Below are 23,002 nucleotides of genomic sequence, written 5' to 3'. Positions count from 1 at the left end.
ATGGAAAGCAGACTTTTGGGTCATCCGTGTTTCAACAAAGATGTTATATATAAAATTGGCAGAATACATCTTCCTGTTGCAAAGTCTTGCAATATAAAATGTAATTACTGTGACAGGAACATATCATGCCTAAACGATCACCACCCTGGCGCATGCTCAAAAGTATTAACTCCTCAAGAGGCGCTTTTAAGGTACAAGGATATCACAAGCAAAGACCAAACTATAAAGATAGTAGGAATTTCTGGACCGGGCGATCCTCTCTTTAATCAAGAAACGTTTGAAACTTTTGAGCTTATAAGAAATTATGACGAACAGGCAGAGTTTTGTATAAGCACAAATGGACTTTTATTAGAAGATTTGGTGGAAGTGCTTTTAAATTACAATGTCAAATATGTGACGGTCACAGTCAACGCAGTAGATAGCAATATTGCTCAGAACATTTATGAATTTGCCATGTACAATGAACTTATATATTTTGGCAAAGAGGCAGCAGAACTCATTGTCCATAAACAGCAATATGGTATCCACAGAGCATCCGAGTTTGGACTTGTGGTGAAGGTAAATACAGTTTTGATACCTGGAATAAATAGCCATCACATTGAGAAGATCGCTGCAAGAGTCAAAGAACTTGGTGCTAAGGTGATGAATATAATGCCGCTCATGCCCTATGCAAAATTTTCTGATATTGAAAAACCATCTTGTAGTGTTCTTGCTCAAGCAAGAGAAAAGTGTAGTAAAATAATTCAGCTTGTGACCCATTGCAGACAGTGCAGGTCGGATGAAGCTGGATTGCTTGTGTGAAAAAGTGGTGGTGGTAAAAAGATGAAGAAAAAGAGAGTGGCAATTGCAACAAGTGATGGAAGACTTGTAAATAGGCATTTTGGAAATAGCGAAAATTTTCTAATAGTTGACCTTTTCAGCGATGGAAGCTGTGAACTTATATGTGTTAGAGAATTTAAAGACAAAGAAGAAGATTGTTCTAATGAACAGAGGATAGAAAAGAGAGTGGTTATGCTAAAAGACTGTGATGTAATTGTAGCAAATAGAGTCGGGCTTTGTGCCTTGGAAAAACTTTCAGACAAAATTGTCTTGGAAAGACAAGGATTTATAAAAGATGCCTTAAAAGAGATTGTAGAGATTTTTATGTAAAGTAAGCTGGTCATGCATTTTGCAAGATGAAAGGAAGATGTAGGAAATGATTAAGAAACTTTTTATTTTTAAGATGCGATGTGTCTATTTTTTTATAATAGCATCTTTTCTCCTATCAACAGTTTCTAATGTATCTTTTAGTAAAGATAAAAACACAAAAGAAAGTTTGATTGTTTTTGTACCTCATACGTTGGAAAGCATTGTAAAAGACATTTCTAAGCAATTCGAAAAACAAAAATCATGTAAAGTTGTTCTAAATGTGGCGGGGACTCATGTGCTTGTTACACAGCTGAAAAATGGAGCAAGGTGTGATGTATTTTTTTCTGCAGACAGAAGGTATATTGATAGTCTAAAAAAGGCCAAATATATAGATAAATACGAAATTTTTGCTAAAACAAAACTCTGTGTTATATCAAGTTCCCCAAGTATAAAAAAGTTTGAGGATATTTCAAAAAAGGGGGCAAGGCTTTGCATAGCTGATCCTGTGTCTCCCATTGGCATGTATACAAAGATGCTAATTGACAAGATAAAAAATGATAACAAGAGTCTTTACAGCGGTATAATAGCCAACATTATTTCGCAGGAGTTTGAGCTCACTGATGTAATTCAAAAAGTAAAGGTTGATGAAGCTGACGCTGGGATTGTTTATTTTCCTGATGCAAAGCTTACAAAGCTCAAGATAATAGACATTCCAGAAAAATATAATGTAGCTACAATACACTATGTTGCAGCTGTTGAGAAAGCTAAAAATCCAAAGTTTGCAAAAGATTTTATATCTTTTATTAAGAGCAAAACCATTGCAAAGCTCTTAAGAGAAAAGGGGTATGAATGATTGGTCTTTTTTAAATAATGCAAAAAGTGTGTGAGCTTGATATGAAAAAGATATTCTTTTTATCAGTACCGTTTTTGCTGTTTTTACTCTTGCCTTTTATAAACCTAATCCTTGTTGTGCCATATACTACATTAATAAATGCTTTAACAAAAGAAGAGACCATAACTGCATTTGGTCTTTCATTTTTTACTGCTGCAATTTGCTCTATTTTAGCATTTTTGCTGTGCACACCGTTTGCCTATTTGCTTTCATCTTTGAAAAAGAAAAATGAGTTTCTGGAGATTTTAATTGATTTGCCAAATGTTCTACCGCCAATCATAACAGGTGTTTTGCTTCTTTTACTTTATGGAAGAATGGGTTTTTTAGGCAGGTATTTGAGCAAAATTGGTTTTGAGATTCCATTTACTACATCTGCGGTTGTACTTGCCCAGCTATTTGTTTCGATGGGATATTATTTAAAAGTTTCATATACTTCATTTTTAGCAGTAGACAAACAGCTCAAAGAAGAAGGATATATCTTAGGATTGGATGAATTGGGGCTTTTGTTTAAAGTGTATTTGCCTGTTTGCAAGAAAGGGATTGTGATAGGGATACTTGGGACCTTCTCACGAGCCCTTGGTGAGTTTGGGGCAACAGTTGTTTTTGCGGGGAATGTTTACGGCAAAACTCAAACAGTTTCTCTTTATATTTATAAGCTTTACGCTCAAAATCAGGATGAAGTTTACTGTGTAAGTTTTATTATGATAGCCATCTCATACCTTCTACTTTATATTACCAAAAAACTTTTGAACAATGTTGATTATTAAAGTTCAAAAAGTAAGAGGAGATGGGGAGTATGATAAAAATTGAAAATGAGGAATATGAAGTTCTATCAAGAAACGCACCAAATTATTTTAAAGATATATTTCCGTACACCTCAATACCAAAGATACCTTTTGAAGATACACCTGTTCTTTTAGATATTCCAGAAACTCTTTGCATTTCAGATAGCACATTCAGAGAAGGTCAGCAAGCAATTTCGTATATAGGAGAAGATAACGTGGAAAGGATTTTTGAATACTTCCATTATATAGATAACGAAACCGGGACAATAGAATACTCAGAATTTTTCCTTTATACAAACTATCACAGACGATGTGTTGAAAAGTGTTTAAAGAAAGGGTTCAAATTTCCACGGGTGGTGGGGTGGGTGAGAGCAAAAAAAGAAGAACTAAAGATTGCTAAAGAGTTGGGGCTTGATGAGGTTGGGATTTTGATGCCAGCATCAGACTATCATATTTACAAAAAGTTTGGCAAGACAAGGTTTGATGTTGCAAAAGAGTATATAGATATAATTGAAGAAGCTCTGGCTTTGAACTTAAAACCAAGGATTCACCTTGAGGATATTACAAGGGCTGATATCCAAAACTTTGTGATACCTTTTATTTTGTTAATTGAAAGTAAAACAAAAAACACAGGGATAGAGATTCGTTATAAACTTTGTGACACATTGGGATTGGGTGTTCCATACGAGTATGCAAGTTTGCCCCGAGGTGTTCCAAGGCTTATAAACGTCTTGCGGCTGCATTGCGGTCTTTCCCATCAAAAGCTTGAATGGCATGGTCACAATGATTTTTATAAAGCCCAGGCAAACGCAGTATGTGCATGGCTGTTTGGAGCATCAACTGTAAATTGTTGTATCAGGGGTGTGGGTGAGAGAACAGGCATAGCTTTATTTGAAATTTTGATTTTTGATCTTATTCAAATAAAAGAAGAGATTAGATTGAAACTTAATTTCGAAGCATATTATGAACTTGAAGAGTTTTTGGAAAAATTTCAATTTGTATAAGTTTTAGATTTGTTTATAAGATACAAGATTTAAAATGTTGAAAGCTATAAAAAATTATGCTAAAATATTTTCAGTATGACTTGGGAAAAAGGCAAAGGGGCCGCAAGAAGAGGTTACCTTTGCCTTTTTTAATATTCAAATCAAATTATTATATTAACGGGAGGATGGTAGGATTATGAAAAGGTTAAGTGTGAAGAGTCTGATTGGAATTGTTCTGGTCTTGATTTTATTAATTTCTCTTTTTACCAGTGTAGAATCTTCGAACACAAAAACAATACGACTTGGTGTAAATCTTGAACTATCAGGCGCAGTTGCACAGTTTGGCCAGAGGAATTTAGAAGGACTTAAAATGGCAATTGAAGAAATAAACAATAAGGGTGGAGTTTTGGGCAAAAAAATTGAGCTCGTGATTTACGACAACAAATCAGACAAAACAGAAGCATTGAATGTTGCTACAAAACTTGCTACAAAAGAAAATGTTTTTGCGATGTTAGGACCAGTTACGTCAGGGGCAACAAAATCAGCCTCTGTTGCTGCGCAGCGTTATAAAATACCTTTAATTTCCTCTACAGCAACAGATGACCTTGTTACAGTAGATGAACGTACAGGAAAAACAAAAGCTTATATTTTTAGGATTTGTTTTAATGACTCGTTCCAGGGTAGTGTTATGGCAAACTTTGCTCTAAAAACCCTCAAAGTCAAAACTGCAGCTGTGATATATGATGCATCTTCAGATTACAGCAAGGGTCTTTATAAGAATTTCAAAGAGGCATTTACAAAAAGTGGAGGGAAACTTGTAGCTGAAGAAGCATTTTCAAAAGGTGAACAAGATTTTAATGGAATATTAACAAAGATAAGAGACAAAAAACCACAAGCAATATTTGCCCCTGTATATTATGATGAGGCAGGACTTATCATCAAACAGGCAAGAGAACTGGGGATGTGGATACCTATTTTGGGTTCTGATGGTTTTGACGATCCAAAAGTTATAGAAAAAGCAGGCAGCAAATATGCAACAAATGTGTTTTTCTCAACACATTATTCTTCTCAAGACACAGACAAAAAAGTTCAGGATTTTAGAAAAAGATATCAGCAAAAGTATAAGATTGAACCAAACGCGCTTTCAGCATTGGGATATGATTTAGGCTATTTCATAGCAGATGCAATAAAAAGAGCGAATTCAACCACTGACAAAGAAAAACTTCGCAGGGCAATTGAAAACACCAAGAACTTTGTTGGTATTACTGGTATAATTTCAATAGATTCAAAACATAATGCTAAAAAGTCAGCTGTAATAATTGAAATCAAAGATGGTGTTCAAAAATTTAAACAAAAATTGAATCCGTAAGAAAGTTCCCCTCTATCGGCTATGGGCTGAGGAGGGGATTTATTTTTGCAAAGTCTTGTATACAGGTATACTTCAGTGATATAATATAAGAGATATTTTTGACAATGACAATCAATATTTTTGGGAGGTTTAAAAGCAAAATGGGTTTGACAGTTGCGCAAAAGATTATAAAGCAGCACTTAGTTAGAGGTGAAATGGTACCTGGAAAAGAGATAGCAATCAGAATTGACCAAACACTTACTCAAGACTCAACAGGTACAATGGCATATCTTCAGTTTGAAGCAATGGGTATTAACAGGGTGAAAACTAAAAGGTCAGTTGCATACATTGACCACAACACTCTTCAGACAGGACCTGAGAATGCAGACGATCATCTTTACATACAGACTGTTGCCAAAAAATATGGTATATACTTTTCCAAGCCAGGAAATGGAATCTGTCACCAGGTTCATCTTGAAAGGTTTGCAGTCCCAGGTCAAACACTTTTGGGTTCAGACAGCCACACTCCAACAGCTGGTGGAATAGGCATGCTTGCAATTGGCGCAGGTGGTTTGGATGTTGCCGTTGCAATGGGTGGGGGCGAATATTACTTAATTATGCCAAAGATTGTAAAAGTAATTCTCAAAGGCAAGCTACAACCTTGGGTTTCTGCAAAGGATATTATTTTGGAACTTTTAAGAAGGCTCACAGTTAAAGGTGGTGTGGGCAAGATTTTTGAATACACAGGTGAGGGTATAAAGACTTTATCTATACCAGAAAGAGCCACGATTACAAATATGGGGGCTGAACTTGGTGCAACAACTTCTATATTCCCATCTGATGAAGTGACATACGAATTTTTGAAGGCACAAGGAAGAGAGGCTGACTTTGTTGAGATTTTGCCCGATCCCGATGCACAGTATGATGAGGAGATTGAGATAGATTTATCGAGCTTGGTGCCACTTGCAGCATGTCCGCACAGTCCTGACAATGTTGTGCCTGTGAGTGAGTTAAAAGGTATAAAGGTTGACCAGATTGCAATTGGAAGCTGTACAAATTCATCTTACAAAGACCTCATGAAGGTTGCAAAGATTTTGGAAGGGAAAACCATTGCAGAGCATGTATCACTTGTCATATCTCCAGGGTCAAAACAGGTATTGAGTATGCTTGCTCAAAATGGTGCGCTGGCATCAATGGTTGGAGCAGGTGCACGGATTTTAGAGTGTGCGTGTGGTCCTTGTATAGGAATGGGGCAAGCACCAAGAACAGGGGGTATTTCGCTCAGAACTTTTAACAGAAACTTTGAAGGTAGAAGTGGCACACCTTCTGCTCAAGTTTACCTTGTATCTCCTGAAACTGCTGCAGCATCAGCAATTACAGGATATATCACAGACCCGCGGACCCTTGGTGATGAACCAGAAGTTGAAATGCCAAAAAGATTTCTTATAAATGACAACTTAATAGTGCCACCTGCTGAAAATCCTGACGAGGTTGAGGTTATAAGAGGACCTAATATAAAACCATTCCCGCAAGGAAAACCTTTGCCAGATATTGTTGTGGGAAAAGTGCTGATAAAGCTTGGAGACAATATCACAACAGACCACATTATGCCTTCAAATGCAAAGCTTTTGCCGTACAGGTCAAACATTCCGTATTTGTCTGACTACTGCTTGACACCATGCGATCCTGATTTTCCTAAAAAAGCACGCGAAAATGGCGGCGGGTTTATAGTAGGTGGAGTAAACTATGGACAGGGGTCATCCAGAGAACATGCAGCACTTGTACCACTTTATTTGGGTATAAAAGGGGTTTTGGCGAAGAGCTTTGCTCGAATTCACATGGCAAATTTGATTAACAATGGAATCATTCCAATGGTGTTTGAAAATCCGAGTGATTATGATACAATTGAAGAGTTGGATGAGCTCAAAATTGAAAATGCAAGAGAGCAGATAGAAAAAAGTGATGTTTTAATAATTGAAAATGTCACAAAAGGACTAAAATACAAAATGATTTTAAACCTGACAGACAGACAACGTCAGATGATTTTGCATGGCGGGCTTTTAAACCTCACCAAAGCTATGGGTATGAAATAAATAATGAAGAGGGGAGTTTAATCCCCTCTTTATTGAGATTATTACAAATCTTGATATGAGGAGGACAGATGATGTCATATAGAATCACACTTATTCCTGGCGATGGTATTGGGCCAGAGGTCACAGAGGCAGCACGAAGAGTTTTGGATGCATCAGGTGTAAAAATAGAGTGGGAAGTTGTGGAAGCTGGCGAAAAGGTTATGCAGGAGTATGGGACGCCACTTCCTGACCATGTTTTGGAAAGTGTAAAGAAAAATAAGGTTGCACTAAAAGGTCCTATTACAACACCAGTCGGGACAGGGTTTAGAAGTGTGAATGTTGCGCTCAGACAAGCTCTTAACCTCTATGCAAATGTAAGACCTGTCAAATCTTACGAAGGTGTCCCTTCAAAATACACAAATGTGGATTTAATCATTGTGAGAGAAAATACAGAAGACCTTTATGCAGGTATTGAATATATGGCTGGCGATGATGCGGCAGTTGGTGTTAAAATAATAACAAGAAGAGCAAGTGAGAGGATTGTAAAATATGCATTTGAACTTGCAAGAAGAGAAAAGAGAAGAAAAGTCACAGCTGTGCATAAAGCAAATATTCAAAAGCTCACTGATGGTTTGTTTTTAGAATGTGCAAGAAAAGTTGCGCAGGATTATCCAGATATAGAGTTTGAAGATATGATTGTTGATGCAATGAGCATGAAGCTTGTTCAAAGCCCAGAAAACTATGATGTTTTGGTGATGCCAAACATGTACGGAGATATTCTGTCAGACTTAGCAGCTGGGCTTGTGGGAGGACTTGGTATTGCGCCAGGTGCTAACATTGGCGAAGATGGAGCAGTATTTGAGCCAATCCATGGTTCTGCGCCAAAAAGAGCAGGACAGAACTTAGCAAACCCAACCGCAACCATACTTTCTGGTGTCATGATGCTAAGGTACTTGGGCGAACTTGAAGCAGCTGACAGAGTTGAGAAGGCAGTGGCTAAAGTTATAAAAGAAGGTAAAGAGGTTACATATGATCTTGGAGGTTCAACAGGAACAAAAGAGTTTGCAGATGCTGTCATACGCGAAATGGAAAGAATATAAAAATTTGGATTTTGAAGGTGGTTTTTTATGGTATATAGTTATTCAGATGACAAAGACTCAAGATATTCTCCTTTATATGAAAAAATTTTTGAAGTTATAAAAGAAAAGATTTTGATGGGAGTATTAAAACCTGGAGACCCGCTTGTTGAAGTAAAACTTGCAGAAGAGCTTGGAGTTTCTCGAACACCTATAAGAGAGGCGCTGCGCCAGCTTGAACTTGAAGGACTTGTATATTCAATTCCTCACAAAGGTGCGTTTGTGGCAGTTGTGACTGCTCAGGACATAGAGGATATATACACAATAAGAATGCTTTTAGACGGACTTGCTGCGCGCTGGGCTGCACAGAAAATTACAAAAGATGAAGAAGACGAGCTTACTGAAATTATAACTCTTATGGAACTTTATACAAAGAAAAAAGATGTTCCAAAGGTTATGAAAACAGATTCGCAGTTTCACCAGCTCATTTACAAAGCATCAAAGAGCAAGCCGCTTGAGCATGTTTTATCCACATTCCATAGCTATATAATAAGGGCAAGAGCAACTTCTTTTGAGACACCTGGCAGACTTGAGGAGGCTATGGAGGAACACAAGCTTATATTTGATGCAATAGTCAGCAGAGACCCTGATAAGGCTGAAGAATATATGAAACTTCATGTTAAAAACGCAGCAAAAAATCTAATTGAACAAAAGAAGAGTGAAGAAAAAACAGCAGCAGGGAAATAAGCATTTTCCCTGCTTATTTTTTTAGGTATTAGTTTTTTTTAAAGTGGAAGAATACAAAATAAAAAGCGAAAAGGAGAGAAACTTTTATTAATATGAAGATTGAAAAGATTAAAGTTTACAATTACAGAAATATATACTCAGACAAAAAAGTTATAGTATTAAAGGTAAAAGGAGACATCGAAGAAGCAAAAAACTTTGCAAAGCTTTGTATCCATATTCAAAACCTTTTAGGATATAACTTGGTTGAGTACAGTGAATGTTTAGATTTTGATGACTATATAGAAGTTGTAATTGAACATGACAATCAAATGCTTGTACACAAGGTCATAGAGTTTGCTTTAGAGTGTATAGAAAAAGGATTTGAGCCTGAACATTTTCCTGACAAGATTTCAAAATTAAAGAAACTTACAATTGAAACAGAACTTTCACCCAATACGAGGCTTTTAAAGAATGCTTGTATGAAAAGAGGCATTAGATTTACAAGAATCGGATATACTGATACATTTATGCTTGGTGAGGGAAAGTATGCAAAACTTTTTTCGTCTATTATAAGTGAACAGGACTTTAGCAAAGTTGGTTTGGCTGGTGACAGAGAACTTTTTCGGAGGTTTTTAAAGCTTTATTCTTTTCCTGTTGTACCATTTGATATAGTTTTTACATCTGACCAATTAATAGACAGTATAAAAAAATTAGGCTTTCCAGTTTCAATAAAAGGTTGTAGAAAAGATTCTCCCAATATAGGTAATATCAGAACAAATCAACAAGCATTAGAAGCATTTGATATGGTCAAAAGTATTGAAAATAGAGTAATTGTTGAGAGATATGTGCCAGGTAAAAGCTACAAGATCCTGGTTGTAAATGGAAAAGTTGTGGCAGCTATTGAAAGAACCTCTCCATACATTATAGGCGATGGTAAGAGGAGAATTTCAGAACTTTTAGACCAAGGTGAGAGAAGTAATAAACATATTCAAAAGAATATTTTAAAACAAGGTTTTACGTTAGATGATATTTTACCGAAAGGAATGAAGGTTTTCTTAAAGGAACCGAGTAGTTTTAAAACAGGATGTATAACTACAGATGTTACAGAAAAGGTAGCATACGAAAACCAACAGCTTTTTATTAAGATTGCAGAAAAGTTTGGATATATAGTGACCATTATAGACTTTGTTACAGAAGATATTTCCCTACCATATTCGGTTGTTGGAGGATATGTTGTTGATGTTGAGACAAGTTGCGACCTTCGTATATTTTCACAGACGTGCAACTGCGATATTTTCAACACTATTTTGGATGTGTATTTTGAAAAGATGCCAAATCCTGCTGTACCGATAATAGCTGTGTCAGGGACTTATGGGAAAAGCACAATTTTGCAAATAATGAGGTACATTTTACAAAGATGTGGTTTGGAAACATCAATTGATAGTGAAATCGAAAATTTCTATCTCAGAAATTTTGAAGACTTGTCAGACATAAAACTCGTTGAATTCAATCCAGAAAAGTGTATTGAGGAGATAGAGATAGAACCTTACGTAGGTATTATTACCAATACATTTTTCCAAAACCAGATAGAAAGAAACCTTTTGTTTTGTAAAAGTATTAAAGAAGATGGGTATTTAATTATGAACATCAACGATGCTTATAAATACCTATACAGTGCAAAAGCCAGATGTAAGATTGTATTTACATCTATCTCGAATCATCATCCAGATTTAAAGGCTCATATAGAAATGAAAAAGCCATGTGTGTATCTGGATAATGATGTTGTGAAGATTTTTGATGGTCAACAGATTTTTTCATTTTGCAACATCAAGGAGATTCCGTACTCATACGAAGGCAAGCTTATGTTTGCGGTTGACAATATTCTCCAGACGATTGCAGCGCTATATTTTTACGGCGTTGATATTGAGATTATATATAAATTTCTGACTGAGTACAAGAATGATTCACATCAAAATCCAGGGAAGTTTAATATATTTGATATAAATGGTGTAAAAGTAATTATTGATAGCGTTAACAAAAAGGAACATATAAAAATTCTTACTTTGAGCCTCAACTCAATTGGAATTAAAAATCTTTATTTTGTGTGCGAAGAAGGTAAAGAACAAAATTTGGATTTTATAGAAGACAGAAGTAAAATTATATATAAAAGAATAACAAAATTTGCAGATGTGGTTGAGATGGTATCTGAGGGCATAAAAAAGGCAAAGAAGGGAGATGGTGTTTTTATCATTCTGCCAGAGCCATTAAATAGAGATATTACGTTTGAAATAAGAGAGGCACTGGCAAAAAGGAAAAAGAATTTCGTAAACAATGCTTGAAAAACGAAATAAAGTTTAGTATCATATCCACTATGAAAAGTTTTTAAAATTTATGGTGATTAGGAGTTGATTTTGTTATGAGCCTACCACAGGTGTTCAAATATAGAGGGAGAGAGGTTTATAAAATTCGAAATAACCTTATCCACTATGGAAATCCAGACGACAAATTTGTTGCGGTGTTTGTTGTTCTGGGAACAGAAGATTACAAAGGATATAAAATATCTTCACCTATTTCGGTTGAACTTCAGATAAACAATCCAAAGCTCACTGTTAGAGAAAGAGTTGTGAAAAAAGCTGAGGCAGACAATCTTTACAAGGCACTTGAACTTGCTCATGTATGGCTTGTTCAGGCTAACGGCAAGTAAATTTTAGCAGTTGATTTTATAAGGTTTTGAGAGTATAATAGAATTGGCTGTGCTATGACGGGGAGGTAGCGGTGCCCTGTAACCCGCAATCCGCTAAAGCGGGGTCGAATAGCCAGACTGAGGTATAACCCTTTTGGCATTGAGGGCAGGCCGGGGTGAGGATGGTTGTGTCCTGCGCAACGCGAAGGCTGTGAACCCCGCCAGGTCCGGAAGGAAGCAACGGTAAGCAGTTTTTTGCGTGTGCCGCAGGGGTGCATGACAGGAGCCTGGCAGGTCTGCTATTTCACCAGGAGGGTTATATCGAAGCTGGTTGCACAGCCATTTTATTTTTGTCTTTTTCCAGGAATAAAAATCTAAAAGTAAATAATTTTATTGACAGGTACTTAGATTTAGAATATAATATAGAAAAGTATAACAGAGGTTTACAAAGGGAGGATAAGATACAAATGATAGTTCTTGAAGGACATGAACTTGTGACCTCCCATGCTATAACTGTTCTAAAACCCTATGTGGGAGAGGCTCATCTTATCTCAAGTATTCTAGTTCTTACACGACTTCTCGAACTTGAGAGGTTTTCTTTTTTTGGTTCTGAAAAGGTTTACCAGCGACTCAAAAAACTTCTTTTCCCAAACGTTTGCGTAGAGTTCTGGCAAGAATCCTTTGATGTTGCGTTTATCGATGTTACTACTATAAAAAACCACTTTGTAGATTTAAAACATTTAAAAGCTTGGAGTGAGACTTTGCATGCAAACAAAAAAATTTTGCTCTACGAGCTTTTTGCAGAAGGAAGTTTGCTCTTTGACTTGAGTAGTTTCATTTTAATTTCTGATGAGATGTTCAAAGTTGAATAATAAAAGAATTGGTCGAAAACCAAGGGAGATTTTGAAAAGTCTCCCTTTTAAATTTTATATGAAGTAGAGTATAATAAAAATCAATCCCACTTTTCAAGGAATATATTATTATGTGGGCGAATAAGAAATTTAAATGAAGGAATGATAAATTGATGAGTTCTCAGTTGGAATTCTGTCTTTATAAGCTTTTTGAAATGGTTGGTGTTGTCGCTATAAGTGGCATATTTATTGTTTCTGTTTTTTTAGGGAAGGAACTAAAAAATACATTGATTTATAGCTTTGGGAAGATATTTTTGTCACTTGTTATTTTAAAGTTTTTGTATGTACTAAACTTAGAAAAAGATGTTATAAACAAAGTTGAAAGAGTCCAGGCTCTTGTTTTTTTAAATATAACTTTAAAATTTTTAATGATATATGCACTTATATTTTCAGTTCTGTGCCAAGAAAAACTAAAAAAGTTTTTAGAAAAAACTGCAATTTTAATCAATATAGGTATAACAATGATAGTTTTTTTTGTGTTTGAAAAAATAAGAAACTCAAAATATTTAGTTTTTCTGACTTCTCAAATAACTGCCACAAACGTTTATATTTTTTGTGAAACAGTAGTTGCAATTGGAATTTTGATTTTATTATATTTAAGCTTTACAAATTTTTATTTCAAACAAACAAAAAGTTTTAGAATATTTGTTTTAACATTTGCTGCAGGAGAAGTTTTTTTGGCCATATTGAAAAGAAGAGGAATTTTATATACAGAAGCAATTCAAAACGGTGCTTTGCTTTATCTTTTTATTGCAATTTTCCTTGCAGTTGCAATGCAGAGGTTCAGGTTTTTACACAGTTTATCAAAATTTAGCACTGAAGTGTTAAAAGAAAGGCTTGATGTACAGAAGAGTTTTGAGCTTCTTGTAGAGTTTGTATATGAGGCGTATTCAAAGATATTTCCAAGGATGTGTTTTTATTACTGGCATGAAGATGATAACTACAGGCTTGTGGTATTTAAAGATGAAGACAAACAAAATAGTAATATAAGTTCAGACCTTCAAATTAAAGCAAGTCAAGAACTTTTGCAACTCAATAGAATTAATACCTTTACTATTGAAGACTTTGGGAGACTTTTTGACTGTGAAACTTTAGAAACTGTGAATTCTGAGATTTTCAAAATTGCCGTATTTGTTCCTGTTTTGATGTATAATAAACTTGTTGGATTTTTGATTTGTTATTCTAAGCTTAAAGACTTTAATCTTACAGATGAGATAAAGGATGGACTTACTATTTTTATGAATTTTTCCCAAGCTCTTCTTTTTCAAATTGATAGAATTGAAAAAATTAAAAATCTATCAACAGAAGATGAGCTGACAGGAATATATAATAGGAGATATTTTATGAAAGAGCTTATTTTGGAATCAATATCTGCAGATAGGTACAAAAGCAAGTTTTGTATAGCTTTCTTTGATATGGATAATTTGAAGCTTTTGAATGATTTTTATGGACACAGTGTGGGTGACAAAGCTATCAGGATGATAGGAAGGATTATAAGAGATAATATCAGAAAAACAGATATTCCTGCAAGGCTTGGTGGAGACGAGTTTGCAGTCATATTTAAAAATTGCAGTAAAGAGGTAATAGAAGATAGAATAAGTACAATAAAGCACCTTATAGAAAAAGAATCTGAACAGCAACTTCCAAAAAAGATAAAAGTAAGTTGTGGAATTGCCGTATATCCTGACGATACCACAAGTCTTGATGAACTTTTGAAGATTGCAGACTTAAGAATGTATGAAGAAAAACTAAAAAACAAGGAAGGTGACTTTGATGGGAAAACAAAGTAATACAGCAAAAGTCTTTTTTGAAGACGCAAACGTATATGAAGAGGTAGAATTGGGCACAAATCTTTTGACTTTTGTTCCTAAATTTGAATGTTACTTTAAATCTCCAATAGTTGCAGCAAAGGTGGACAATGAGATTAAAGAATTAAAATATGTAATTCATAGGGATTGTAGAGTAAAGTTTATTGATATGACACAGGAAGATGGTATGAGAATTTATAGAAGAAGTCTCATTTTTGTTTTAATAGTTGCAACAAGGATGCTTTTTGAGGAAACTATAAATGTTCAGCATTCTCTATCAAAAGGACTTTATTGTGAGGTTGAAAACAAAAAATTGACACCTGAAGATATAAATCTTATAAAACAACAAATGAAATGGATAATAGAACAGGATTTTCAATTTAAAAGAGAAAAGGTGTTAAAAGAGGATGCAGTTAAGCTTTTTGAAGAGAAAGGATTTTACGATAAAGCAAGAACAATAAAGTTTTCAGAAAACAACTATGTTTACATTTACTATTGTGGGGATTATGTTGATTATTTTTATGGACATCTTGTGCCCTCTACAGGATATCTAAAAATTTTTGATCTAATTCAATATCATGATGGTATGGTACTTTTGTATCCAGACAAAACAGACCCGTTTAAGCTTCAAGAGTTTGTTGAGAATAAAAAATTGTTTACAGTCTACCATGAATATAAAAACTGGGGCAAAATACTTGGAGTAAGCAGCATCGGTGAGCTCAATGAGGTGATAGCAAGCGGAAAAATAAGAGAATTTATAAGGGTTTCAGAAGCTCTGCACGAAAAAAAGATAGCATACTTAGCTGACCAGATTTCCCAAAATCAGCAGATAAAAGTTGTTTTGATATCAGGACCATCGTCCTCTGGGAAAACAACATTTGCACAGAGGCTTTCTATCCAACTTAAAGTAAATGGCAAAAATCCTGTTTATATAGGACTTGACGACTATTTCTTTGAAGATAGAGTTCCGCTTGACGAAAACGGCAAGCCTGACTATGAGTCCATTGAAGCTATTGATGTGGAGCTTTTTAACAAACAGCTAAAAGATTTGATTGATGGTAAAGAGGTTGTTCTGCCACGGTTTAATTTCATAGAACGTAAAAGGACGTTTGAAAGAACTGTGAAGCTTGAAAAGAACGATATAATAATAATTGAAGGGATACATGGATTAAATAATGCTCTTACTCCAATGATACCTGATGAAAACAAATTTAAAATATACGTAAGTGCCCTGACACACCTGAACCTTGACAAGCACAACAGAATCCAAACTACAGACTACAGGATATTAAGAAGAATTGTAAGAGATGCCAGGACAAGAGGCGCATCTGCTAAAAGAACAATTTCTATGTGGCCGTCTGTCAGAAACGGCGAGGAGAAAAACATTTTTCCATACCAAGAGATGGCAGATGCCATGTTCAATTCAGCTTTGATCTATGAGCTTGCAGTTTTGAAAAAATATGCTGTTCCACTACTTAAGACAATCACAAGAGAAGATGAGGAATATAGCGAAGCGCAGAGGCTTTTGCATTTTTTGAGTTTTATCCTTACAATTGAGGACGAAAGAGAAATTCCACCACAATCCATCATAAGAGAGTTCATTGGAGGGTCTTGTTTTTATGACTTCTAAGAAGAAAAAGGGCTTTTTTGGGGGATTTCCCCTCAAGCCCCTTATTTTTTAGAATGTCACATTTGTTGAGAAGTTATTAGAGTTCTGATTTGTTCCCTGATTTGGCCAAAATCCTTTCATTCTTGTACCAAATCCGCGCATCATGGTGCCGTCCATTCCTGCTGCACCTTTGAATTTTCTGCCAAATCCTCGTGGAGCAAATTCCTTTGAAAGATCCCAGTTTGAAATTTTTGTTTTGATAGCTTCTTTCATTTTGTCTGCCTGGTCTTTTGTTATTTTACCTTCTTGTAAGAGTTTATCAATTTTCGAAGTCTGCATTGAGATTAGTTTGTTTTTGAAGTCCGACTCAAGAATATTCTTGGACTTGATTAAGTCTGCAATGGTCTTTCCACTTTTCAGCTCATTTAAAAGGCTATCTTTTGTCATACCAAGGATTGTTGCAATATCACTTAACATGTCAAGGTTGTAAAAGTCTTTTAAGAATGCTTTGAATTTAAAACCAATGAAAGGAAGCTTTCCGTCCCAACTGTCTATTTTCTGTTTTAAGTTCTGTTTTAACTGGGTTGCTTTGTCATTTGTTATTTTGTTATTTTTAACAGCATCATCAATCTTTGCATAAAGACTTTCTAAAAGTTTTGATTTGAACTGGTCAAGTGTTAGACCTTTATCCTTTAAGATATCTGTGAAGGACTTTCCACTCTGAATTTGTTTTTGAATATCCTCTTTTTTCATGCCAAGGATACTTTCAATTGTGCCAGCGATGTCAAGGTTTATACCAGCAGTATCTTTTCCAAATTTTCCAAAACAAAGCTTTGTAAGATTGCCCTTGAAAGCTAGTGGAAGACTTGCTTTTGAAGAACCTGCAAATGCAAGGCTTACACTTAAAATCAGGATTGCAATAAGTCCTATACCAATTATTGTCTTTATCCTTTTCACTGAAAAATCACCTCTTTTTATTTTGAATTTTTCTTTCAATTATATTATCCCACATAAAATTGGGTTTTGTGTTTCGCAATTGTAAAAATATTTTTAAGGAAAATTTTTACACAAAGATATGTTTTTAAATGGATAGCAAAAGGGTATATTAGAATAGAAAAAACTTTTAAAAAGGATGGTGAAAATAAAAGATGAAGTATATAGTGATTGGTGCTGTCGCAGGTGGGATGACAGCTGCAATGAAGATAAGACGAAATGATGACAAAGCTGAGATTATTGTATATGACAAAGACACTGACATATCATATTCTGGTTGTTCTCTTGCATACTATATTTCGGGGGCGATAGATAACAGGAAAAGCATTGTTCCAAGAGATAAACAATATTTTAAGAAGTTTAATGTTGATGTAAAAACAGCTCATGAGGTTTTAAAAGTTGACACACAAAATAATAAGGTGATTGTCAAGGATTTAAATACTGGTAATGTTTTTGAGGATGGTTTTGACAAATTAATTATAGCAACAGGAGCACATCCTGTGATACCTCAGATTGATGGTATAGAACTTGAAGGCATATTTGTACTTCGAAATGTCAAGGATGCAGATAGAATAAAAGAGTTTATAAATACTTATTTTCCTAAGAAAGCCTTGATAGTTGGTGGCGGGTATATTGGACTTGAAATGGCCGAAGCTCTGAAAATTTTAGGAATGGATATACTTATTGTTGAAAAACAGGAAAATATTCTTTCTAATTTAGACAGTGATATGGCAAGGCTTGTTGAGAGCTATCTTGAAGAAAAAGATGTTATGATAAAAAAGAACACGTCAGTTTTGAGGTTTGAAGGAGACAAGAGAGTAAAAAGAGCTATTTTGAGCGACGGTAGTAAAATAGAGGCAGACTTTGTTTTGCTTGCAGTGGGAGTAAGACCTTCTACCCAGTTTTTGGAAGGAAGTGGAATACACCTTTTGCCAAATGGATCTATTCAGGTTGATGAGTATATGAGAACAAACATTGATGGAATCTTTGCGGCAGGTGACTGTGCTTCAGTGTATTTTAAGCTAAATGGCAAAACTATATACATGCCACTTGGATCTACTGCTAACAAAATGGGAAGGATAGCAGGTGAAAATGCAACAGGTGGGAGCATGAAGTTCAGTGGTATTTTGGCAACATCAATTTTCAAAGTATTTGACCTTACAGTTGCGCAAACAGGTTACACAGAAAAAATGGCACAGCAAGATGGAATTGAATATGAGGTAGGTCACATTACAAAACCACATATCACAACAGCATATCCAGGGGCTGAAAAAATGACAATAAAAGCTTTGGCAGAACTTTCCTCTCGAAAGGTTATAGGTGCTCAAATTGTTGGTACAAAAGGAGTTGACAAAAGAATTGATGTCTTGGCAACAGCAATCTTTGCAGGGCTTACAACAGATGACCTTTTCCAGCTTGATTTAGCATATGCACCACCATTTTCATCTGCAAAGGACCCTGTTCACTATGTTGGTATGGTTATGTCAAACTTTCTTGACAAGAGAAAATTTAATTGTACGCAGGAAAAACTTTTGGAAAAGATGCAAAAAGGAGAAGATTTTGTTGTTCTGGATGTTCGAACACCTGATCAGTATAAAATCAAGCATATAAAAGGTGCTGTAAATATTCCTCTTGAGATGTTGCAAAATAAAATGAATCTGCTTCCAAAAGACAAGCAGATAATTGTATACTGTAACAGCGGGGTAAGTTCAAATATTGCCCAAAATATCCTTCAGCAAAACGGGTTTAGAAAGGTTTATAACCTCTCAGGCGGAATTTCAAACGTGACTTTGGATCAGCTGCTTGAAAAAAATACTTCAGACTCTTTTCCTTCTTCTCCATAGCTTTAAAAATATGGTCCATGCTAATATTACAATAAAAACCAACACTAAGATGGCAAGCCAGAAAAGATGTGTGTCTTTTTTGTAAAGGAATTTGAAAAAACTATACCCATACCAATAAAAGTACACATAAAATGTTGCCCAGAGAGTATTTCCAATAAATGAAGATATAACATATTCATAGAAATTCATTTTACTAATTCCTGCCAAGAAAATAACGGGGGTACGAGGAATGCCTATTATTCTTGCTACTGGCACAGCAAATATTCCATACTTTATAAAAAAGTTATTGACGCTCTCAAGCGTCTCTTTTTTTATTCTCAAAAGCCTTTCAAAAAAACTTATTATTTTCTTTCTTCCACTTCTAAGAAGAAGGTTCACAACAACATTTCCACAAAGATTTCCCAGAGATATTACCATTATCAATGTAAAAGGTGTAAATTTGTGAAAGTTTAAAAGTGCTACTGCGCCAAGGTAAGCAATCTGGGTAGGGAATGGAATTCCAAGCCCTTCCACAGCCAATATCAAAAATATTCCCCAAAGACCGAAATTGTCAACCATGTATTTCAAAAATTCAATCATATTTTCATCATCTCTTAAAACAAGTTTTTACATTATCTATTTTACTCTTTTTTTCATAGAATAAACAGAAAGATAAACTTTGGATTTGTATATAAGACTTTTTTGAAATTTTGTAAAATACAAAAAAGAAAATTCAAACCAATAAAATACTTTCAAGGAACACAAATGGCATAAAAATTAGTTTAAAGTTGATAAAATTTTTGTATAGAATATGGGCAAAAGGTATAAAATTCATATATGAAAGGTGTTGCAAGTCAAGAAAATTTCTTGACTTTTAAGGTGATTTGACAAAAAATTTTTTTTAAATTAAAATAACAAAGAAGTTTTTTAGAAAACAAATCCATTTTGTAGGAGGTTGATTATGAATAAACTGAGGTGCCTTGTGGCAAGGCCAAGGGATATGAAGAAGCTTATCCTGGCTTTTGTCATTGTATTTGTTTTGTCAGTTCTGCTTGGCGCTATGACTGCACAGGCACTGGTGAAAGAAGTTAGCATAACAATTGACGGTAAGACATTTTATTATAAAACAATTAAGTCCACTGTAAGAGAGGTTTTAGAAGAAAATCAAATTCACCTGACTAAAGATGACTATATCTCGCCATCTTTGGATTCAAAGATAGATGAAAATACCCAGATTATAATAAAAAGATCTTTTGAAGTGAAAATACTTGTTGGTAACGAGGAAAAAGTTGTATATATTCCAAGCGGTACTGTTGAGGATGCAATCAAAAAAGCAGGGATTGTTCTTGGGAAGTTAGACAGGGTAAATCTGCCTCTTTCTCAGCTTCTTGACAAGCCTACTGTCATTAAAATTACTAAGGTAACAGAGAAGGTGGTCGTAGAAAAACAAAAGATACCTTTCAGTACAGTGACAAAAACAAACTACAATATGGACTATGGAAAGCAAAAGGTTGTCCAGCAAGGGCAAGATGGTATCAAAGAAATAAGATACAAAGTTGTTTTGGAAAATGGTAAAGAAGTTGAGAGAAAGTTGATTGAGGAAAAAGTTGTTAAACCTCAGAAGCCGAGGATTGTTGAAGTAGGAAGTATAAGGTGGTTCAAGACGTCAAGAGGAGAGGTTGTCAGATACAGAAAAGTTTATACAATGATAGCAACTGCATATTCTTTGACTCCCAGTGACACAGGAAAAAGTCCATCTCACCCCGACTATGGCAGGACTGCAACGGGTCACAAAGTAAAGCGCGGTGTTGTTGCGGTTGACCCGCGGGTAATTCCGCTTGGCACAAGGCTGTATGTGGAAGGGTATGGTTTTGCAACAGCTCTTGATACAGGTTCTGCTATCAAGGGGAACAGGATAGATGTGTTTGTCGAAAAGGATGCGTATAAATTTGGTGTGCGGCGTGTAAAAGTTTATGTGCTGGCAAACTAAAAAATTAGACAAAAAACAAGGCCTCCTTGACAAAAAGGAGGCTCTTTTGTTGTTAAAATGTAACATATCATTTTCAAAAATTTAGGTAAAGAAAAGTTCAGGTTATTTTTTCAATTGAAATTTTCAAAACTTGAATTAAAATTATGTGTTGAAGTTTCAAAAGACAATCATATGATAAAGAACCAGAGGGGGCGCAGGATACTTTTATGTTTAAACTTCAAAGAGTGACTGATAAACCAGTTTTAAAGCCAAAACATGAAAATGAGTGGGAAAGAAGTGCAGTTTTCAACGCTGCAGCAATATATCACAGAGGACTTTTTCATTTAATTTACAGGGCTACAAACATCCCACCTCACAAGGATTATGGTGAATATGTGTCTACAATAGGATACGCTGTATCAACAGATGGAATTAACTTTTACAGACTTGATAAGCCTATAATGGTGGCAGAAAACGAACAGGAAAGAAGAGGGATTGAAGACCCGCGTATAGTTGAAATTGATGGAACATTTTATATGACATATACAGGTTTTGGCGGAAGATATGATGGCGATTTTAGAATAATGATAGCGAAATCAAAAAATCTTATAAAATGGGAGAGAATGGGGATTGCACTTGACGAACCAAACAAAGATGCAGCACTTTTCCCAGAAAAGATAAACGGCAGGTATGTTATGTTTCACAGAAGATATCCAAATATGTGGCTTGCATTTTCTGACGATATGATAAATTGGACAGACCATGTTCAGATAATGACTGTAAGAGAAAATTCGTGGGAAAGTAGCCGCATAGGTATTGCAGGACCACCAATAAAGGTCAAATTTGGCTGGCTGGTAATTTACCATGCAGCAGACCACAAAAACGTTTACAGGCTTGGAGCAGTTCTTTTGGATGCAAAGGACCCAACAAAGATTCTGTCTCGTTTTTCAGAGCCAATTTTGGAGCCTGAACTTTCATGGGAAGTTGATGGATACATACCTAATGTGGTTTTCAGCTGTGGTCATGCAGAGGTTGGCGATGAGGTCTGGGTATACTATGGTGGTGCTGACACTGTAATTGGAGTTGCAAAATTTAATAAAGAGAAGATAAAATTTGATTGAAGTATCTTTCAATTTAGTGATAAACTTTATAATAGAAAATCCAAAACTTTATCAAAGAGGGTTTAAAAAAGACAATGAAAGCAGCCATATTTTATGGTAAGAGAAACTTAAAAGTAGAAGATGTTACCTTGCCAGCAATAAAAGAAGGAGAGATTTTAGTCAAGGTTGAGGCATGTGGCATTTGCGGCACAGATATCCATATATTCAATGGCGAAGAAGGGTCTGCAAAGGTCACACCGCCGGTAGTGTTGGGTCATGAGTTTTGTGGCACTGTTGTTGAGACAAAATCTAAACTTTTCAATGTAGGAGACAAGGTGAGTATTGATCCTAACATCTACTGTGGAGTGTGTAAGTTTTGTAAAAGTGGAAGACCTCAGCTTTGCGAAAATTTAACAGCGCTTGGTGTGAACATAAACGGTGGGTTTGCACAATATGCCGCTGTGCCAGAAAAACAGGCGATAAAATTTGATAATATAGATTTTGCTGAGGCGGCACTGGCAGAGCCTCTGGCTTGCTGTCTTCATGGACTTAATAGAATAAAGATTTTTCCCACCGACAAAGTTTTGATAATAGGTTTTGGTCCAATTGGTCTTATAATGCTTGAGCTTATAAAAATGTATGGGGCTGACAATATCTTTGGCTATGAGGTTGATAATTTTAGAAAAAATGTTGCTAAAAGCTATGGGGTTAAAGTAATTGTTGATGAAAATTGGGAAGAAGAAAGTTTTGATGTTGTAATTGAGTGTGCAGGAACAAAAGAGAGTATCGAAATGGCGTTTAAAAAGATAGGGAAAGGCGGCAGAATTTTGGTGTTTTCTGTACCGTCACCGGTTGTTGCTACTGAAATTTATCCGTTTGAGATGTTCAAAAAAGAAGCCCAGATTTTTTGGTCGTTTGTAAACCCATTTACACAAAAGCTTGCAATTGATCTTCTGCAACAAGGAAAAATAAATTTGAAACACATAATAACTCACAAAATTTCGCTTGATAAACTTTGTGAGGCACTTTCAAGAAGATTTGAAAATCAATTAAAAGTAGTTGTCCAACCTTGACAAGAACAAAAGGTTTGGGTATA

The 23,002-nt window shown here is 35.3% G+C and carries 20 protein-coding genes and 1 other RNA gene; 19 read left to right on the top strand and 2 right to left on the bottom strand.

All coding sequences use genetic code 11. The annotated features are described in order from the left end of the window. The 15 genes from CaldiYA01_RS09670 to CaldiYA01_RS09600 all read left to right on the top strand — a co-directional run bounded on the left by CaldiYA01_RS09670 (position 1) and on the right by CaldiYA01_RS09600 (position 16,042). Positions 1 to 801, top strand: coding sequence for a radical SAM protein (locus CaldiYA01_RS09670; protein ID WP_207179167.1), 801 nt, complete (start codon positions 1 to 3; stop codon positions 799 to 801). Between the two features lie 21 nt (positions 802 to 822). After that, complete coding sequence (locus CaldiYA01_RS09665; RefSeq protein WP_207179166.1) at positions 823 to 1,149, top strand: NifB/NifX family molybdenum-iron cluster-binding protein; 327 nt, start codon at positions 823 to 825, stop codon at positions 1,147 to 1,149. A 46-nt stretch (positions 1,150 to 1,195) separates the two neighbouring features. After that, positions 1,196 to 1,981 (top strand): molybdate ABC transporter substrate-binding protein, encoded by a 786-nt coding sequence (gene modA / locus CaldiYA01_RS09660; RefSeq protein WP_207179165.1) that lies wholly within the window; start codon positions 1,196 to 1,198, stop codon positions 1,979 to 1,981. Between the two features lie 41 nt (positions 1,982 to 2,022). Then, positions 2,023 to 2,787, top strand: a complete 765-nt coding sequence (locus tag CaldiYA01_RS09655; protein WP_207179164.1) for a molybdate ABC transporter permease subunit — start codon at positions 2,023 to 2,025, stop codon at positions 2,785 to 2,787. A 29-nt stretch (positions 2,788 to 2,816) separates the two neighbouring features. Beyond that, positions 2,817 to 3,809 (top strand): beta/alpha barrel domain-containing protein, encoded by a 993-nt coding sequence (locus CaldiYA01_RS09650; RefSeq protein ID WP_207179163.1) that lies wholly within the window; start codon positions 2,817 to 2,819, stop codon positions 3,807 to 3,809. Positions 3,810 to 3,984: 175 nt separating this feature from the next. Then, complete coding sequence (locus tag CaldiYA01_RS09645) at positions 3,985 to 5,157, top strand: ABC transporter substrate-binding protein (RefSeq protein WP_207179162.1); 1,173 nt, start codon at positions 3,985 to 3,987, stop codon at positions 5,155 to 5,157. 140 nt (positions 5,158 to 5,297) lie between these two features. Further along, a complete protein-coding gene (locus CaldiYA01_RS09640) occupies positions 5,298 to 7,229 on the top strand; it encodes an aconitate hydratase (RefSeq protein ID WP_207179159.1) in 1,932 nt (643 codons plus the stop codon). 71 nt (positions 7,230 to 7,300) lie between these two features. Beyond that, positions 7,301 to 8,308 (top strand): isocitrate/isopropylmalate dehydrogenase family protein, encoded by a 1,008-nt coding sequence (locus CaldiYA01_RS09635; protein WP_207179158.1) that lies wholly within the window; start codon positions 7,301 to 7,303, stop codon positions 8,306 to 8,308. Between the two features lie 27 nt (positions 8,309 to 8,335). Further along, positions 8,336 to 9,031, top strand: a complete 696-nt coding sequence (locus CaldiYA01_RS09630) for a GntR family transcriptional regulator (protein ID WP_207179157.1) — start codon at positions 8,336 to 8,338, stop codon at positions 9,029 to 9,031. A 92-nt stretch (positions 9,032 to 9,123) separates the two neighbouring features. Beyond that, positions 9,124 to 11,349 (top strand): Mur ligase, encoded by a 2,226-nt coding sequence (locus tag CaldiYA01_RS09625; RefSeq protein ID WP_207179156.1) that lies wholly within the window; start codon positions 9,124 to 9,126, stop codon positions 11,347 to 11,349. Positions 11,350 to 11,426: 77 nt separating this feature from the next. Beyond that, a complete protein-coding gene (locus CaldiYA01_RS09620; RefSeq protein WP_207179155.1) occupies positions 11,427 to 11,714 on the top strand; it encodes a hypothetical protein in 288 nt (95 codons plus the stop codon). A 47-nt stretch (positions 11,715 to 11,761) separates the two neighbouring features. After that, positions 11,762 to 12,032, top strand: an RNA gene (ffs, locus tag CaldiYA01_RS09615) — signal recognition particle sRNA large type. Positions 12,033 to 12,160: 128 nt separating this feature from the next. Continuing rightward, positions 12,161 to 12,565, top strand: coding sequence for a hypothetical protein (locus CaldiYA01_RS09610; protein ID WP_207179154.1), 405 nt, complete (start codon positions 12,161 to 12,163; stop codon positions 12,563 to 12,565). Positions 12,566 to 12,717: 152 nt separating this feature from the next. After that, positions 12,718 to 14,394 carry a GGDEF domain-containing protein gene (locus CaldiYA01_RS09605; protein ID WP_207179153.1) on the top strand — a complete coding sequence of 559 codons (1,677 nt, stop codon included), beginning with the start codon at positions 12,718 to 12,720 and terminating at the stop codon, positions 14,392 to 14,394. Further along, entirely contained in the window at positions 14,378 to 16,042 is a 1,665-nt protein-coding gene (locus CaldiYA01_RS09600) for a nucleoside kinase (protein ID WP_207179151.1), read from the top strand. The genes CaldiYA01_RS09605 and CaldiYA01_RS09600 overlap by 17 nt, the downstream gene beginning before the upstream one ends. 48 nt (positions 16,043 to 16,090) lie before the next feature. Here CaldiYA01_RS09600 and CaldiYA01_RS09595 read toward each other — a convergent pair whose 3' ends face one another. Continuing rightward, positions 16,091 to 16,978, bottom strand: coding sequence for a hypothetical protein (locus CaldiYA01_RS09595; RefSeq protein WP_207179149.1), 888 nt, complete (start codon positions 16,976 to 16,978; stop codon positions 16,091 to 16,093). A gap of 191 nt (positions 16,979 to 17,169) precedes the next feature. On the opposite strand from CaldiYA01_RS09595, the gene CaldiYA01_RS09590 reads away from it, so the two are divergent. After that, complete coding sequence (locus CaldiYA01_RS09590; protein ID WP_207179147.1) at positions 17,170 to 18,858, top strand: FAD-dependent oxidoreductase; 1,689 nt, start codon at positions 17,170 to 17,172, stop codon at positions 18,856 to 18,858. On the opposite strand, the gene CaldiYA01_RS09585 is transcribed toward CaldiYA01_RS09590, so the two are convergent. Beyond that, positions 18,832 to 19,437 (bottom strand): DedA family protein, encoded by a 606-nt coding sequence (locus tag CaldiYA01_RS09585; protein ID WP_207179144.1) that lies wholly within the window; start codon positions 19,435 to 19,437, stop codon positions 18,832 to 18,834. The genes CaldiYA01_RS09590 and CaldiYA01_RS09585 overlap by 27 nt on opposite strands. A gap of 361 nt (positions 19,438 to 19,798) precedes the next feature. Here CaldiYA01_RS09585 and CaldiYA01_RS09580 point away from each other — a divergent pair, with 361 nt between their 5' ends. The 3 genes from CaldiYA01_RS09580 to CaldiYA01_RS09570 all read left to right on the top strand — a co-directional run bounded on the left by CaldiYA01_RS09580 (position 19,799) and on the right by CaldiYA01_RS09570 (position 22,979). Then, positions 19,799 to 20,827, top strand: a complete 1,029-nt coding sequence (locus tag CaldiYA01_RS09580) for a ubiquitin-like domain-containing protein (protein WP_207179142.1) — start codon at positions 19,799 to 19,801, stop codon at positions 20,825 to 20,827. A 206-nt stretch (positions 20,828 to 21,033) separates the two neighbouring features. Then, a complete protein-coding gene (locus CaldiYA01_RS09575; RefSeq protein ID WP_207179138.1) occupies positions 21,034 to 21,927 on the top strand; it encodes a glycoside hydrolase family 130 protein in 894 nt (297 codons plus the stop codon). A gap of 74 nt (positions 21,928 to 22,001) precedes the next feature. After that, positions 22,002 to 22,979 carry a zinc-dependent alcohol dehydrogenase family protein gene (locus CaldiYA01_RS09570; RefSeq protein ID WP_207179137.1) on the top strand — a complete coding sequence of 326 codons (978 nt, stop codon included), beginning with the start codon at positions 22,002 to 22,004 and terminating at the stop codon, positions 22,977 to 22,979. Positions 22,980 to 23,002: the final 23 nt, after the last annotated feature.

Origin of the sequence: Caldicellulosiruptor diazotrophicus, assembly GCF_017347585.1 — a bacterium.
Classification (GTDB): domain Bacteria; phylum Bacillota; class Thermoanaerobacteria; order Caldicellulosiruptorales; family Caldicellulosiruptoraceae; genus Caldicellulosiruptor; species Caldicellulosiruptor diazotrophicus.
The sequence above is the reverse complement of the archived record's forward strand: the minus strand, read 5'-3'. Positions and strand labels throughout refer to the sequence as shown.